General features: G+C 33.2%; 16 protein-coding genes and 1 tRNA gene. 7 read left to right on the forward strand and 10 right to left on the reverse strand.

From position 1 onward, the window contains the following. Position 1 precedes the first annotated feature (1 nt). Together V1T75_RS04500 and V1T75_RS04505 are read right to left on the reverse strand one after the other, a co-directional pair. Entirely contained in the window at positions 2 to 469 is a 468-nt protein-coding gene (locus V1T75_RS04500; protein ID WP_330487371.1) for a GNAT family N-acetyltransferase, read from the reverse strand. Between the two features lie 3 nt (positions 470 to 472). Continuing rightward, positions 473 to 2,656, reverse strand: coding sequence for a glutamine synthetase III family protein (locus tag V1T75_RS04505; RefSeq protein WP_330487372.1), 2,184 nt, complete (start codon positions 2,654 to 2,656; stop codon positions 473 to 475). A 184-nt stretch (positions 2,657 to 2,840) separates the two neighbouring features. Here V1T75_RS04505 and V1T75_RS04510 point away from each other — a divergent pair, with 184 nt between their 5' ends. Continuing rightward, on the forward strand, positions 2,841 to 3,851 hold the full coding sequence (locus tag V1T75_RS04510) for a glutamine synthetase beta-grasp domain-containing protein (protein WP_330487373.1): 1,011 nt from the start codon (positions 2,841 to 2,843) through the stop codon (positions 3,849 to 3,851). A gap of 73 nt (positions 3,852 to 3,924) precedes the next feature. Here the strand turns inward: V1T75_RS04510 and V1T75_RS04515 are convergent, their stop codons facing one another. After that, positions 3,925 to 4,866, reverse strand: coding sequence for a calcium/sodium antiporter (locus V1T75_RS04515; protein WP_330487374.1), 942 nt, complete (start codon positions 4,864 to 4,866; stop codon positions 3,925 to 3,927). A 518-nt stretch (positions 4,867 to 5,384) separates the two neighbouring features. Here V1T75_RS04515 and V1T75_RS04520 point away from each other — a divergent pair. The 4 genes from V1T75_RS04520 (at position 5,385) to V1T75_RS04535 (ending at position 7,349) form a co-directional block, all read left to right on the forward strand. Continuing rightward, complete coding sequence (locus V1T75_RS04520) at positions 5,385 to 6,713, forward strand: cell envelope integrity protein TolA (protein WP_330487375.1); 1,329 nt, start codon at positions 5,385 to 5,387, stop codon at positions 6,711 to 6,713. Between the two features lie 88 nt (positions 6,714 to 6,801). Further along, positions 6,802 to 6,954: an SsrA-binding protein gene (locus tag V1T75_RS04525; protein ID WP_330487376.1), complete on the forward strand. Its 153-nt coding sequence runs from the start codon at positions 6,802 to 6,804 to the stop codon at positions 6,952 to 6,954. A gap of 12 nt (positions 6,955 to 6,966) precedes the next feature. Further along, positions 6,967 to 7,200, forward strand: coding sequence for a putative signal transducing protein (locus V1T75_RS04530; protein WP_330487377.1), 234 nt, complete (start codon positions 6,967 to 6,969; stop codon positions 7,198 to 7,200). Positions 7,201 to 7,275: 75 nt separating this feature from the next. Further along, positions 7,276 to 7,349, forward strand: a tRNA-Arg gene (locus tag V1T75_RS04535). Between the two features lie 124 nt (positions 7,350 to 7,473). Here V1T75_RS04535 and V1T75_RS04540 read toward each other — a convergent pair. Both V1T75_RS04540 and V1T75_RS04545 read right to left on the reverse strand, forming a co-directional pair. Then, positions 7,474 to 7,692 carry a hypothetical protein gene (locus tag V1T75_RS04540; protein ID WP_330487378.1) on the reverse strand — a complete coding sequence of 73 codons (219 nt, stop codon included), beginning with the start codon at positions 7,690 to 7,692 and terminating at the stop codon, positions 7,474 to 7,476. A 16-nt stretch (positions 7,693 to 7,708) separates the two neighbouring features. After that, on the reverse strand, positions 7,709 to 8,134 hold the full coding sequence (locus V1T75_RS04545) for a VOC family protein (RefSeq protein ID WP_330487677.1): 426 nt from the start codon (positions 8,132 to 8,134) through the stop codon (positions 7,709 to 7,711). Positions 8,135 to 8,503: 369 nt separating this feature from the next. Here V1T75_RS04545 and V1T75_RS04550 point away from each other — a divergent pair, with 369 nt between their 5' ends. Continuing rightward, complete coding sequence (locus tag V1T75_RS04550) at positions 8,504 to 9,484, forward strand: GlxA family transcriptional regulator (protein WP_330487379.1); 981 nt, start codon at positions 8,504 to 8,506, stop codon at positions 9,482 to 9,484. 109 nt (positions 9,485 to 9,593) lie between these two features. Beyond that, positions 9,594 to 10,046: a carboxymuconolactone decarboxylase family protein gene (locus V1T75_RS04555; protein ID WP_330487380.1), complete on the forward strand. Its 453-nt coding sequence runs from the start codon at positions 9,594 to 9,596 to the stop codon at positions 10,044 to 10,046. 70 nt (positions 10,047 to 10,116) lie between these two features. On the opposite strand, the gene V1T75_RS04560 is transcribed toward V1T75_RS04555, so the two are convergent. The 5 genes from V1T75_RS04560 to V1T75_RS04580 form a co-directional block, all read right to left on the reverse strand. Beyond that, entirely contained in the window at positions 10,117 to 10,695 is a 579-nt protein-coding gene (locus tag V1T75_RS04560) for a YdeI/OmpD-associated family protein (RefSeq protein WP_330487381.1), read from the reverse strand. Positions 10,696 to 10,834: 139 nt separating this feature from the next. Further along, on the reverse strand, positions 10,835 to 11,281 hold the full coding sequence (locus V1T75_RS04565; RefSeq protein WP_330487382.1) for a heavy-metal-associated domain-containing protein: 447 nt from the start codon (positions 11,279 to 11,281) through the stop codon (positions 10,835 to 10,837). A 13-nt stretch (positions 11,282 to 11,294) separates the two neighbouring features. After that, on the reverse strand, positions 11,295 to 12,998 hold the full coding sequence (locus tag V1T75_RS04570) for an efflux RND transporter periplasmic adaptor subunit (protein WP_330487383.1): 1,704 nt from the start codon (positions 12,996 to 12,998) through the stop codon (positions 11,295 to 11,297). A gap of 4 nt (positions 12,999 to 13,002) precedes the next feature. Further along, the gene (locus V1T75_RS04575; RefSeq protein ID WP_443082041.1) at positions 13,003 to 14,256 is read right to left on the reverse strand and encodes a TolC family protein; all 1,254 of its coding nucleotides are present in this window, start codon (positions 14,254 to 14,256) and stop codon (positions 13,003 to 13,005) included. A gap of 128 nt (positions 14,257 to 14,384) precedes the next feature. Then, positions 14,385 to 14,735: a four helix bundle protein gene (locus tag V1T75_RS04580; protein WP_330487385.1), complete on the reverse strand. Its 351-nt coding sequence runs from the start codon at positions 14,733 to 14,735 to the stop codon at positions 14,385 to 14,387. Between the last annotated feature and the right edge of the window lie 23 nt (positions 14,736 to 14,758).

The raw sequence follows: 14,758 nt of genomic DNA on the forward strand, positions 1-14,758 counted from the left end.
ATTACATACTTGACAATTGTTTTGTAAAGCAAATACTTGACGATACCTCTTTATAGGGTTCATAGTTAGGTATAATCACATATCCATTTCGTTGATACAGGTTTACCGCAGGCTCCATGGTTTTACTTGTTTCTAAAATAATTGTATCAAACTGTTCCTGTCTTGCCCATTCTTCTAGCTCATTTAAAATACGTGTTGCTATATGTTTTCCTCTGCATGTTGGTTTGACGTACATTCGTTTTACCTCTACTGTTTTATCCTCAACTATTTTAAAGGCTCCACAGCCTACAGGTATTGCTCCTATATAACCTACAATTACATAAGGTAATGCTTCTATGGTATTCAACTGTCTGAAAAACTCATCTTCACTTCCATTAACTCCAGAGAGGTAGGTATCTAGTTCTTGTACCAAACTAACAAAATTCTCATCTTTAGCATTGGTTCTCTCAAAGTTTAATTCGTTCTTCATTAACTATCTTGTAAACAATAATTCTCTGTACTTAGTTAAAGGCCATAAATTATCATCTACCATCAATTCTAGCTTGTCGCAGTGATAACGAATTTCATCAAAATAAGGTTTCACTTTGTTGCAGTAAGCATCTGCATTTTTTTGTCCTTCTAGCTTATTGGCTTTTTTACGCTCTTCAATCATATCTTCTATTTTAGAATTGATTTCAGCAATATGATTAGATATTTTCTGGATTAAATCGATTTGTTCGTTAGCGTATTTCTCAAAATTATTTCCAAAAATTTCTTTCAAACCTCTTACATTTTCTATCAACGTATTTTGGTATTGAATAGCAATCGGTATCACATGATTTCTCGCAATGTCACCTAACACTCTACTTTCAATTTGTATTTTCTTAGAATATTCTTCTAACTCAATTTCATGACGTGCTTCTACCTCAACCTTATTCATCACGCCCATTTCTTCAAAAAGCGCTATTGCTTTTTTAGAAACTTTTGCTTTCAATGCTTCAGGAGTTGTTTTATTATTTGATAAGCCTCTTTTCTTTGCTTCCTTTTCCCAAGCTTCTCCGTATCCATCTCCTTCAAAACGGATGTTCTTTGATGCTTTAATGTATTCTCTCAATACATTAAAGATAGCTTCGTCTTTTTTAAGTTTTTTGGTATCAATTAACTTATCTACTTCTTCTTTAAATTCATTTAATTGTTTGGCAATAATCGTATTCAGTACAGTCATAGGACCTGCACAGTTAGACCATGAGCCTACCGCACGTAACTCAAATTTATTTCCTGTAAAAGCAAAGGGTGAAGTTCTATTTCTATCGGTGTTATCTAATAAAATTTCAGGAATCTTCCCGACAATGTTTAATTTTAAATCGGTTTTTTCTTCTGGTGATAATTTTCCTTTGGTAACGTTCTCTAATTCATCTAATACCGAAGACAATTGTGTTCCAATAAAAACTGAAATAATGGCTGGTGGTGCTTCATTAGCTCCTAAACGATGATCGTTGCTAGCACTCGCTATCGATGCTCTGATTAACTCTTCATAATCATGAACTGCTTTGATGGTATTTACAAAGAAAGTTAAAAATTGTAGGTTTTTCATCGGAGTTTTCCCGGGACTTAACAAATTAACTCCTGTATTGGTCGCTAAACTCCAGTTATTATGTTTTCCTGAACCGTTGATTCCTGCAAATGGTTTTTCATGAAATAGTACTTTGAATTTATGACGTTGTGATACCTTTTCCATCACATCCATTAATAATGAATTGTGATCTACCGCTAAGTTTGCTTCTTCAAAAATTGGCGCTAACTCAAACTGATTTGGTGCTACTTCGTTATGTCGTGTTTTAACAGGTACTCCTAACAACATACATTCATGCTCTAAATCGCGCATAAAATTCAACACTCGTGTAGGTATCGATCCAAAATAATGATCGTCTAGCTGCTGCCCTTTTGCTGGAGCATGCCCTAACAATGCTCTTCCTGTCATCATAATATCAGGACGCGCTGCTGCCAATGCGATATCTATTAAAAAATACTCTTGCTCCCAACCTAAGGTTGCATTTACTTTACTCACATTCTTATCGAAATACTTACAAACTGCTGTGGCTGCTGTGTCAACTGCTTGCAATGCTCTTAACAACGGCGCTTTATTATCCAATGCTTCTCCCGTATAAGCTACAAAAACTGTGGGAATACATAAGGTAGTACCATAAATAAACGCGGGAGATGTCGGGTCCCAAGCAGTATACCCTCGAGCTTCAAAGGTATTTCGAATTCCTCCATTAGGAAAACTAGACGCATCTGGTTCTTGTTGTACTAATTGACCTCCGTCAAACTTCTCCATTGCCCCTCCTCCATCAACTGTTTCAAAAAAGGCATCGTGCTTTTCTGCCGTAGCTCCTGTTAAAGGCTGAAACCAGTGGGTATAATGAGTGGCTCCTTTAGACAATGCCCAATCTTTCATACTCACTGCAATCTGATCAGCAGTTTTTCTATCAATCTTGGTTCCAAACTCAATAGCATCCATTACACTTTGGTATGCTTCTTTAGTCATGTATTGACGCATTGCTTGCTCGTTAAAAACATTTTTACCAAACAATTCTGAACGACGTTCATTTTCTTCTACTACAACGGCTTCTCTATGCAAAACCTCTTGTAACGCACTGAATCTTAAAGTTGACATATAATAAAGTATTAAATTAGACACTCAAAAATACATTTTTAATTTATACACCCCTAAAAAAACAGGGGTAAAATTAATTTAAAGTTAATTTAAAACAAAAATACCCTTAAAAATTTTGACCTTTAATAAAAAATACTCAATTTTGCCTTGTAATTAACTCGATAACAACACAAAAACAAAAATCATGAGTAAATCAAAATTAGAATACATTTGGTTAGATGGTCATGAACCAACTCAAAACATGCGTAGTAAGACTAAAGTTGAAGAAAACTTTAGTGGTAAATTAGAAGATTGCGCTATGTGGTCTTTTGACGGAAGTTCTACAGAACAAGCTTCTGGTGGTGCTTCTGACTGCTTACTAAAGCCTGTTGCTATTTATCCTGATCCTACAAGAAAAAATGGATTCTTAGTTATGTCTGAAGTTTTAAATGCTGACGGCACTCCACATGCGTCTAATGCACGTGCTAAAATTGACGACAACGATAATGATTTTTGGTTTGGTTTTGAGCAAGAGTACTTCTTAATGGACACTAAAACAGATTTACCTTTAGGTTTTCCACGTGGTGGATTTCCTGGACCTCAAGGAAAATACTACTGTTCTGTAGGAGGAAGATATACTTGGGGAAGAGATTTCGTGGAGGAGCATGCCGATTTATGTATTGAAGCTGGTTTAAATTTTGAAGGAATTAATCAAGAGGTTGCTCCGGGGCAATGGGAATTTCAATTATTTGCGAAAGGAGCTAAAAAAGCAGGTGATGAAATTTGGGTTGCTCGTTATTTATTAGATCGTTTAACTGAAAAATACGGGTACTATATTGAATACCACCCAAAACCAATTAAAGGAGACTGGAATGGTTCTGGTATGCATGCAAACTTCTCTAACACTACGTTAAGAACTTGCGGTTCTCAAGAAACTTACGAAAAAATTTGCGAGGCTTTCAGACCTGTTACTGAAGAACATATTGATGTATATGGAGCGAATAATGATGAACGTTTAACAGGGCTACATGAAACTGCTCACGTATCTGACTTTAGCTATGGAATTTCTGATAGAGGCGCTTCAATCCGTATCCCTATTATTACTGTAGAAAAAGGATGGAAAGGTTGGTTAGAAGACAGAAGACCTGCTTCAAATGCTGATCCTTACAAAGTAGCTGGAAGAATTATAGAAACCGTAAAAGGTGCCAACATATAATTAACACACAACAACACAACTAAAAAAGCCGCAAATTTGCGGCTTTTTTTATACTTTAAATTTCCTCTCTCACTTAAGAGATGGTTAAATACACAAAAGTAATATAGGCAATTAACAACAACACTCCATCTCTCCACCCTAAACGCAATCCTTTTGGGATAAACACTAAAGGTAATATGGCAAACGAAACTCCTAGCATCCAATAAATATCATTATTAATCAAACTATAGGCGTCTGGTTTTACCTCAACAGGTGTAATCATTGCAGTTATTCCTAAAACGGCTAAAATATTAAACACATTAGAACCTACTAAGTTCCCTAATGAAATAGCTTTTTCTTTCTTTAACACAGCAATAATTGATGCAGCCAATTCTGGAACACTCGTCCCTACCGAAACTACCGTTACTCCAATTATAGCATCACTTACTCCTAAGTTTTTTGCTAAAGTTACAGAACCATTAATTAACAATTCTGAACCGCCCCATAAACCAACTCCACCAACAGCTATAAACAATACTATTTTATACAATGGCAACTCTTCATCATCTTCAGGCATTTCATCAACAACAGCTTGTTTTTGAAAACGTAACAAATAAATTAAAAACACTATCAACATTCCAAATAAGATAGCTCCTTCATAAAACTGAATGGTTTTATCATTCACTATAAAAAAATACAGTAGTACAGAAGCAATCATCATTACTGGCCAATCAGTCTTATAAAAACTTTTTTCTACATCAATTGACGATAGTATCACTGTAATTCCCAACACCAACCCTAAGTTCGCAATATTAGACCCTATAACATTTCCTACAGCAAGCCCTGTAGCTCCATCTAATGCCGATTTTATACTAACTATTAATTCGGGAGCTGATGTGGCAAACGATACCACTGTCATACCTATTACTATTTTTGGTATATGTAGTTTAAGTGACAAACCAACCGCCGCTTTTAACAGCCAATTTCCTCCTAATACTAATAATAGTAACCCAATAATAATATATACAATGCTCATAAAATATTTTTGAGGCGAAGATACTCTTTTGTTACGAAGTTTTGAAACAGATACAACTAAGGAAACACTCCTTTTAAAACGGCTCTTTTTTTCCTCTAACAAACTTAAAAAAAAATCAAAAGGCCCAAATTCCTCTTTTTAAAAGACATCTTTCCCTTTACTTCTCAAATCCACTTCTAAAAACACCTTTAAAACCTTACAGAAACAAACAGTAAACAGTACTTAAGATTACATTTCACAATCTAAACATAGAAAACTATGTTATACATTAAAACTAAACTGATTTATTTACATATACATACGAACTCAATTTAATTAAATACGATTCAAAAGTTTGGTAGTAATATTTCCTTTCTCATATATTGAAAAAACAATTCCGGAATTTATCATTATTTACTAACTAAAACACACGAACCTAACATGATTACACTGGCTTTCAAACTAATTGCTTTTGCGTTAAAAATCGCAACCATCATTTTATAAATTATTTATTAATCAACAATTCAAACATTACTTATATGCTAACATTTATCGGAATTTTATTAATTATTACTGGAGTTATCTCTATTATTTTAAAATCGATTATCAAAAACAATAAAATTATTAACTGGTTTACAACTCAAAGAAGTTTACAATTTTTATTTATCGGGGTTATTATGAGCATAATAACAGGCATATTTTTCTATGCCGAACCTGGTACCGCTTATGCAGTACAATACCCTTGGGGCGGACAAAAAGCAGTATTTCAACAAGGTATTAAAACTAAAATGTGGGGAAGGTTAATCCCTATTCAGTTCGAGATCCCTATAAAGTATGTTATTCCCAATGAAGAAGGAAGATTGGGTGATCAAAGTAAATATGCTTATGTTGACAAAGCTCGTCAGTGGGAATTTAATGACGCCGTAAAAGGTCAAATTGCCACCTCTATCGTTATCAGCATCAACACAAGTGATCGAGATCAATTTTTATCGGTTGCGGATAGGAATAAAACAGAAAAAAACCTAATTCGCTCTCGTATCATCCCCAACATTGATCAATCAATTAAAAATACCTGCAAGTTAATGGCCGCACAAGATTATATCTCAGGACAAGCAGCCGACTTTGATCGTTATTTTCAAGATCAGCTAGAAAACGGGATGTATGTTTTAGAAGAGTATGTAGACAACCAAAAGCCAGATATTATTGGCGACAGCACTGTGGTAAGAACAGTACCTAACAAAGAATCTCGTCAAAAAAGATTCAGAATTAAAATGAATGAGGGGCAGCCTGTTCGTGTTAAAGGAAACTCATTAAAATCATACGGTTTAACCGTAGTACAAGCTGTAGTTAATGAAATTGATTGGGAAGAAACTTTTGACAACCGTTTACAGTTACAAAAAGAAGAAGTAGCACAAACTCAATTAGAAAAACAACAAGCGGAACGCGAATTTTATCGTGCTCAAAAAGAAAAAGCAAAAGGTGAAGCAGAAAAAGCAAAAGAACGTGCCCGATTAGAAAAAGCACAAATACAACAAACAATTGCTGCTGAAACAGAAGCTAAAGTTGCGGAGTTTAATTTAATCAAAGAGAAAAAACAATATGAAGTTGAGCAATATAAAGCTAAAAGTAAAAAAGTTGCTGCTGATGCTCAATACTATGAAAATGCAAAATTAGTAAGCGCTGGTTTAACTCCACAAGAGAGAGCTGAATGGGATTACAAAACAGCAGTTGGAGTAGCACAACAAATTAAGGACCTACAGCTACCAGCTACTTATATCGAAGGAAACAAAAGTGGAAATAGTGGGAACTTGCTAGAATCATTAATTGGCGCTGAGCTTGCCAAAAAAATGATGGAAAAGAAAAAGTAAAAACACCTTATCAGAAAGTAAGTTAAACTTACTTTCTGATTTACACTAAATTATTTTTCGTTATTTTTGATAATAGAATCAACAACTAATGAAAAAAATTTTTTTTACGTTTTTAGCTAAGCTAAACAAGACTCTTTTACCTTCTTTTACTAAAAAAGAATTGGATATATCGAAAGCATCAAAATTTCAATTGGCTATTATTGGATGGCGTGCTTATGTTACCATAAATTCGTTGGATTAAAAATTTACCATTATGAACAAGCATATTAAAGTTTTCTCGGGATCTCAAATCTTCGTAAACAGACTAAGTCAACTACTTGATGAAATTGAAGTCCCACATTTAGTTAAAGACAATAAAGAGGCTGGAAGAGTTGCTGGTTTTGGAACCTTAGGTAATTCTATTGACGTATTTATCTATGAATCAGACCTTGAAAAAGCTCAACAGACTATTAACAATTTTAAACAAGAAATAGAAGCTGACAAATAATTTAAAAAGCTTGAAAAAAAATTATTTTTTTGCTTTACATTTTAAAAAACATTCTTATATTTGCACCCGCAAAAAGGCCTCGTAGCATAACTGAATAGTGCACTTGATTACGGCTCAAGAGGTTGCAGGTTTGAATCCTGCCGAGGTCACAAAAAAACCCTGTTAGATTTCTAACAGGGTTTTATTTTTACAATACATTTATGTGTTAACTTTCTAATATTGTTTTGTCTTTTATACTCAACTCATTCTCCAATACTCCAATACTTCAATACTTCAATACTTCAATACTTCAATATTAAATTCATAAGATTCTACTAACTCAATAATCGAAATAAGGTTAATTTTTGTGCCTACTACTTCAATTCGTAGAATATTATCACAGTCTTCCAAATCAAAATTAATTAGGTAATCTGGAAACTTCTTTCGAAGTTCTTTTAACAAAAACACTTCTTCTTCCATTAATGTTACCGATGTTTTAAAGACTTCTACCATTAAAAAGATATTAAGTTTAACTATACTGTTCGTTATAATTAATCATCCAATGGACACCAAATTTATCGACAAAACTCCCATAATAATCTCCCCAAAACTGATCTTCCATAGGCATTTCAATTTTTCCACCTACTGATAAGCCATTAAACAAACGATCTGCTTCTTCACGACTTTCAGGGTGTAGCGAAATATAATTATTGTTTCCTTTGTTGAGCTTATGCCCCATAGAAGGAACTGTATCAGATGCCATTAAAATAGTATCTTTTGATAATGGTAACGAAATATGCATTGTTCGTTCTTTTTCTTCTTTCACTAACTTTTCTACATCAGGGGCATCACTCATTTTCATATTTGCGATAAATTCACCACCAAATACAGATTTGTAAAAATTGAATGCTTGCTCTGCATCTCCATCAAAATTTAAATAAGGATTTACTTTCATTTTTCTTGTTTTTAAGATTATGTTTATTCTAATTTTTCTTTCTACTAATTCTTTTATCTTTTCCATTGCTTTAGGCCACATATCTAAAAAGAAGTTTTATACGTTCAGTACATCCTCTAGCTCTAGGCTTGCCCATGTTTTCATTGTTTTATACTTCAAACATTCTGTAGTTAACGATGACCTTAACAAGGCTATAGTTTCAATACTATATTCGTTTAAAACTTCTCTAAAACCACTATAACTTACTGATTATCAAAAATAAAAACACAAATCCATACCTCAAAGGTATGTTCCCGACAATACCACGGGTTGATTGCGACAATTGCTTCTCTTATATTTGAAATGGTTTAACCTATTGAAAAACAACTCATGAAACACATTTCTATTCTTGTACCTGAAGGCGACTCTAGTTTGAGTAATTTAGAAGCCACTTATAAAATGTTTACTATGGCTAACGATGCCTTATTAAAAGCTGGTAAACACCCCATCTTTACAACGCATCTTGTTGGCACACATAAAAAAACTAGGTTAAGCAACGGACTATTTAGTATTATTCCTAACACAACAATTGCTGATGTACAAAAAACGGATTTGATTATTATTCCTGCCATTCATGGAGATTATGCTCAAGTAATTTCAAAGAATAGTGCTTTTATTCCTTGGATAAAGGAGCAGTATGCTAATGGTGCTGAAATAGCTAGCCTTTGTATAGGTGCTTTTTTATTAGCTAGTACAGGGCTACTTAACGGTAAGGATTGTGCTACGCATTGGTTGGCTGCTGATGAATTTAGAAAAATGTTTCCTGACGTGAATCTTGTTGATGATAGAATTATTACTGACGAAAATGGGGTATATACAAGTGGTGGCGCCTATTCTTCTTTAAATTTAAACCTTTATTTGGTAGAAAAATTTGCTGGTCGTGACATGGCTGTGCTTTCTTCTAAAATTTTTGAAATAGATATTAGTCGTAATAGCCAATCTCCTTTCATTATTTTTAAAGGACAGAAATCTCATAATGATAAAGAGATTTTAAAAATTCAAGAACATATTGAACAAAATTATCAGCAAAAAATAACTGTTGATGAGCTTTCTGAAAAAATTGCTGTAAGTCGTAGAACTTTTGAAAGACGCTTTAAAAAAGCAACTTCCAATACCGTCATAGAATATGTACAACGCGTTAAAATTGAAGCTGCTAAAAAAGAATTTGAGAGAGGAAATAAAACGGTTAGTGAAATTATGTATGAAGTTGGTTATAATGACGCTAAGGGGTTTAGAAAAGTTTTTAAAAAGGTCACCAATATGACTCCTTCTGAATACGCTAACAAATATCGTAAAGTTGTTTATGTTTAAATTTTAACTAATCTTTTTCCTAGCTCTCTACACCTCTTATCGTTTCTTAAACAGGTTTAAGTTTTAACTTTACACGGAATAATACCTTTGGTTTATCAAATTAAAAATTATGAAACAAAGACTAAATATTCAAGAATTAGAGCCTAATGCTTACAATGCAATCTTAGAAATTTACAAATACCTTGAAACAACAACGCTTTCAAAAAAGAGTAAGAACCTTATAAAAATAAGAGCTTCACAAATTAACACTTGTGCTTATTGCATAGAAATGCACACAACGGAGGCTTTAAAAAACGGAGAAGCACAAAACAGAATTTTTGCGTTGAGTGTTTGGAGAGAATCCCCTTTATTTTCTAAAGAGGAAAAAGCTTTATTAGCTGCTACTGATGAAATAACACTAATAAGCAATAAAGGACTAACAGAGAAAACCTTCCAAAAGCTTAAAAGTTACTTTAGCGATAATGAAATAGCACAAATTATTATACAAATAGGAGAAATTAATATTTGGAATCGTATTGCCGTGTCTACACAAATGTTTCACGCTACCGCTAAGGTTTCGTAATATGTAATAATATGATTTATCTAGTTTTCATCTAAGTTTCTATAAAGCTACTTAAATTTAGGTAGCTTTATTACCTTTCATTATGTCCTTTGCCTTCCATCATTTTGGGTATCGATTTTTCTATTCTCGATAAACGTGTTTTCGATTGTTTTACTTGAGAAAAATACAACAAGTAACTTCTCTGCCTCCCTGGAGTTAAAGCTTCAAAAGCTTTTTTTACATCTGAATTTTCTTCCAACACTTCTTTAAATTCACTTACCATTTCAAATTCTGAAGTTTTCTTAGTCTCCACCTTTAAACCTGCTTTTTCAACTGCTATCGCTTCAAAAACATATCTTTTAATAGTTGACGTCAAACCCACAACCTCTTCTGGTTTTGTAAATCTAATTTGACGAGCTGATTGTACATTTTTTGTCTGTTGAATTAAAATTCCGTCAGTATCTTTTAACAGAGCTCCTTTATAAAAAAGCAATGCACAATAATCTTTAAAACCATGAATTAATACAATATTTTTTCCTTGAAAAGTATAACAAGGGTGCTTCCATTTAAAATCTTCTTCAAGACCACAATCCAAACAAATGCGTCGTAAGAGCTTTGTTTCTTCCTGCCAATTTTTTATGTTCTCTATATACGTATCTACTTTTTCCATCGCAACTTTATTTGTATTCACTTTTAATATACTACGCCAATAAAAAGCCTTAGCTAAAATTATTGTTTTTTTTTGAAAGCATGGTTAAAACAAGAAAAAAAGTGTAACGATTTTAAAATTTCGTTACACTTTTTTCTAATTAGTGATTAGACGTTTCGTCTGCTTTTACATCCCCTTGTAAGCTCATTTCCATATTGTGATCGTACTGACAACAACCTGGTAAATTTTCGTACGCTCCTTCATTTCCAGCAACTTTATCAGTATCGTAACCAGATGCTGCAATTGCGTTATGAATAGCATCTAAATTAGTCTTAGAATTATCAAACGACACATCGATTTGCTTTCGTACCTTATCCCAATCAGCTGATGCTACTCCATCAACACCGTTTACTGCCTTTTCAATGGTGTTTTTACACATTCCACAATTACCTCTTACTCCAAAAGTTGCTTCAGTCATTGCTACTTCTTTAGTAGTAGTTTGCTCTGTTTGTGCTTCTTTTGTTTCTGTTTCTTTTTTAGCTTCGTTTTTACAACTTACTAAACCAATAGCAGCTAACATAGCTACTCCTAAGATTACTTTTTTCATTTTGAATTGATATTTAATTATTAATAATTGTTTCTTTTACCTCACCACATTTTAGCATCATATCGCCAAAATATGGGTTTAACACTTGTTTTTCTTTACTTAACCAATAAGCTCCTTTATCACTATCTGCCATAGGGCAGTATTGTTTATAGCTAACCTCATTTATCCCAAAAGATTGAACTGCCATAATAAAATGCTCTGATAATACTTTAAAGTGCTTTCGTTGTACATCTACATCTGTGGTTTTTGCAATTTCTGCATTACTTGACTTTAGTGTAGGAACTAATTGCATCCACTGCTTATGAGCTTCTTCATTCGTTAACAACTCCATGTCAACTAATGTTAAATCTTTTTGTAGGTTGCCTGCACTTGCTTTGGCCGCATCAGCATCCGTTTTTACCAAAGCATCTTTTAAGTCTATATACCCGTCATAAGCTTTTTGCAATTGTTCCTTAAAAGCTTCAGGAGTACTGAAAGATTCCATAATTTCTTTTGTATGATTCATCATTGACTTCTTCCCTTGTAATTGCGCTGAAGCATCTATGGTAAATACTCCATTCGTAACAATTTCTTCTCCTGATTTCAAGCCTTTCTCTGCTAAATAGTTCTCTCCTACTCTTCTTCCTAACACGACTTCTCGCATTTCAAAAACGGGTTTACTTGCGTCAGGTTTTACATATACAACTGAACGTTTTCCGGTCCATAAAACTGCCGTAACGGGAATACTCAATTGCTGTTCTGTTTGTTTTTCTGTAGCTTCCACTTTTCCTGTAACAAACATAGCTGGTTTAAACTTTCCTTTGCTATTATTTAGAACTGCACGCATAGTAACTGTACGAGTTTCTTGGTTTAATACAGGATCGATAAACGAAACTTTCGCTTTAAAAGTTTCGTTGGAATAGGCATTGGTTGTTATTGATATATTTTGACCTACTTTAAAATTACTGATTTGATTTTCATACACATCAAAATTTGCCCATACTGAGTTTAAATTGGCTATTTTTAATAATACTTGTCCCTGACTTACATAATCTCCTTGTTCAACTAGTTTCTCTGATACTGTACCAGAAACCGTAGCATATACAGGAAAGTTTTCTTTTACTTTTCCTGTTCTTTCAATTTGATTGATTTGGTTTTCAGACAGCTTCCATAATTTCAGTTTATTTCTAACTGCTTTATACAATGCTGACTGATTTTCTTTTACTGACGCTGCTGTTAATAATTCTTGTTGTGCTTTTACCAGCTCAGGAGAATATACAGTTGCTAACAACTGCCCTTTTCTTATTTTTTCTCCTGTAAAGTTCACGTTTAAACGTTCTATTCTTCCTGCAAAATAACTTACTTGTACTGTATTTGATTTTTCGTTTTCTGCTATTTTTCCTGATAGTGTAATTGTATTATCTGTACTTATAGCATTACCAATCACAGTTGTCTGGACATTTGCTAATGCCAACGCATTTTTAGTTAATTTAAACTGATTTACTGCCAACCCTTCTGCTCCAGCTTCCGCAGGAATTAAATCCATTCCGCAAATAGGACAGTCTCCTGGTTCTGGTTGCATAATTTGCGGATGCATAGAGCATGTCCACATTTGATTGGTTTTTGAAACCTCTTTGTGATTGTGGCTTGATTCTTCATTAGAACTACCACCAAATAGCAACCAACCCAACAATAGACCAACAGCTAATATTCCTAAATAGATAAGATATTTTTTCATTTGTTTACTTTATTAAATAATTAATAGTGGCACTTTGCGTATAATACGTTACTTCTAACGTTATCATATTCGTTTGAAACTTCAATTGTAATTCTTGAATATCTAACACATCGTTAAAATCTATGATTCCTGTTTCGTAACTTTTCACTAAAATTTGCGCTGCATTTTTAGCTTGCTCCAAATTTTTAAGTTGTGTTTGGTAACTTATTACAGATGCTTTTCTATCTGAAACTGCTCTGTATAATACAGCCTCTAACGTATTATATCGTTGTTCCTTTTGTGATAAAATTTCCTCTTGCTGTAACTTATTTTGCTTGCTTATAGACTTGTTCTTTTTATTAAAAATTGGAATAGACAATGACACCATTGGCATTACAATATCTTTTCCATTACCTACCACATTCATATCGGTACGCTTACCAACATTCACATAATCGAGTCCGAAACCAATCATTGGTTGTTTGTCTTTTTGGTTTAAGAATTCAGACTTTTCTACAGAAGTATACAACTTATCAAACTTTATCAATTCTGGATGTAACTTTAAAGTACTTGGTTGCATTTTATCCACTTCTTTCGGAATTTGCAAACTATCAACCACCAAAATTGATGTATTCACCTCTTGATTCAATAATTTATTAAATGCTTTCTGCATTCCTAAAAAAGTTTCCTGCAATACTTCTTTTTGTTGTGCTAACTCATTTTGTCTTATTTGTAACCTTAACACATCTACTGCAGATGCTTTTCCTACCTCAACAGAAGTTAACGCCAACTTTTCATAGGTTTCAAGTAACGCTATATTCTCTTCTAATACCTTTTGTTTCGCTTTAACTTCATAAAGCTTGTAATACGACTGCGCTACTGATGTTGCTAGTTTACGTTTTACAACTACGATATCCTGATAAGCTGCATCAGCTAATGAAGACACATAGTTTTCTCGTGCTGTTATGGTTCCGAAAAAAGGAATCATTTGCTTTACAGATAGTTTAAATTGCTGCGGACCTGTACGCGTTTCTGGAGTACTTACAAAATACCCCGCTCCAAACTCAGTATTAGGCAATGTATGTGCTTCTTCTTTTTTCTCAGAAATGCGTTTATACTTCGTATCAAACTGTTGTACTTCTGGGTTGTTTTCTAAAGCTATCTTTATATATTCCTGTAGGTCTTGCGCATTTGAAAAGTGAAAAACTAAAAGTGAAAAACTAAAAGTGCATATCCTTTTTAAGTGAAAAACTAAAAGTGAAAAACTAAAAGTGAACATCCTTTTTAAATGTAAAGCGAAAAATGGAAAATGAAAAGTTAACTTCTGTTTTAATTGAAAATTGAAAAACGAAAAACACAAAACTATCCAATACTTTACTGCATGAAATATAAAAGTTATAAATCGTTTCATAATAATGATTTTTTTGCTGTTTTTATTGAACTTACTAGCATTGCTACTAATTCTTTACAGATTGAATGCAACGATGAATATGTATCTTCAACTATATACTTGGTATCCTTTAAAAGGTCTAACCAATACAAGGTTTCATTAGCTTCTTTTAAGGCAATACTCATTTTATGAATAAAGTCTTTTTTACTTTGTCCAAATTCAGCTTCTCGTATTAAAGCCCCTATAGCTGTACCACTTCTTAAAAGCTGCTTACTTAAAACATATTCCTTTTTATCAGCAACCAAATATTGCGAAAGCTTCACTATCTCTAGTGCAAACTCATAACTTTTATCTTTTAAAATACTCATATTTAAAAATTTTACACTTTACA

Origin of the sequence: Tenacibaculum sp. FZY0031, from assembly GCF_036350695.1 — a bacterium.
Classification (GTDB): domain Bacteria; phylum Bacteroidota; class Bacteroidia; order Flavobacteriales; family Flavobacteriaceae; genus Polaribacter.

Excerpts from the sequence above, each read along its gene's own strand:
- V1T75_RS04505 (WP_330487372.1), bottom strand. The coding sequence starts at position 2,656 with ATGTCAACTTTAAGATTCAGTGCGTTACAAGAGGTTTTGCATAGAGAA.
- V1T75_RS04570 (WP_330487383.1), bottom strand. The coding sequence starts at position 12,998 with ATGAAAAAATATCTTATCTATTTAGGAATATTAGCTGTTGGTCTATTG.
- V1T75_RS04555 (WP_330487380.1), top strand. The coding sequence starts at position 9,594 with ATGAAACAAAGACTAAATATTCAAGAATTAGAGCCTAATGCTTACAAT.
- V1T75_RS04575 (WP_443082041.1), bottom strand. The coding sequence starts at position 14,256 with ATGTTCACTTTTAGTTTTTCACTTTTAGTTTTTCACTTAAAAAGGATA.
- V1T75_RS04510 (WP_330487373.1), top strand. The coding sequence starts at position 2,841 with ATGAGTAAATCAAAATTAGAATACATTTGGTTAGATGGTCATGAACCA.
- V1T75_RS04530 (WP_330487377.1), top strand. The coding sequence starts at position 6,967 with ATGAACAAGCATATTAAAGTTTTCTCGGGATCTCAAATCTTCGTAAAC.
- V1T75_RS04515 (WP_330487374.1), bottom strand. The coding sequence starts at position 4,866 with ATGAGCATTGTATATATTATTATTGGGTTACTATTATTAGTATTAGGA.
- V1T75_RS04580 (WP_330487385.1), bottom strand. The coding sequence starts at position 14,735 with ATGAGTATTTTAAAAGATAAAAGTTATGAGTTTGCACTAGAGATAGTG.
- V1T75_RS04500 (WP_330487371.1), bottom strand. The coding sequence starts at position 469 with ATGAAGAACGAATTAAACTTTGAGAGAACCAATGCTAAAGATGAGAAT.
- V1T75_RS04540 (WP_330487378.1), bottom strand. The coding sequence starts at position 7,692 with ATGGTAGAAGTCTTTAAAACATCGGTAACATTAATGGAAGAAGAAGTG.
- V1T75_RS04550 (WP_330487379.1), top strand. The coding sequence starts at position 8,504 with ATGAAACACATTTCTATTCTTGTACCTGAAGGCGACTCTAGTTTGAGT.
- V1T75_RS04560 (WP_330487381.1), bottom strand. The coding sequence starts at position 10,695 with ATGGAAAAAGTAGATACGTATATAGAGAACATAAAAAATTGGCAGGAA.
- V1T75_RS04545 (WP_330487677.1), bottom strand. The coding sequence starts at position 8,134 with ATGAAAGTAAATCCTTATTTAAATTTTGATGGAGATGCAGAGCAAGCA.
- V1T75_RS04565 (WP_330487382.1), bottom strand. The coding sequence starts at position 11,281 with ATGAAAAAAGTAATCTTAGGAGTAGCTATGTTAGCTGCTATTGGTTTA.
- V1T75_RS04525 (WP_330487376.1), top strand. The coding sequence starts at position 6,802 with ATGAAAAAAATTTTTTTTACGTTTTTAGCTAAGCTAAACAAGACTCTT.
- V1T75_RS04520 (WP_330487375.1), top strand. The coding sequence starts at position 5,385 with ATGCTAACATTTATCGGAATTTTATTAATTATTACTGGAGTTATCTCT.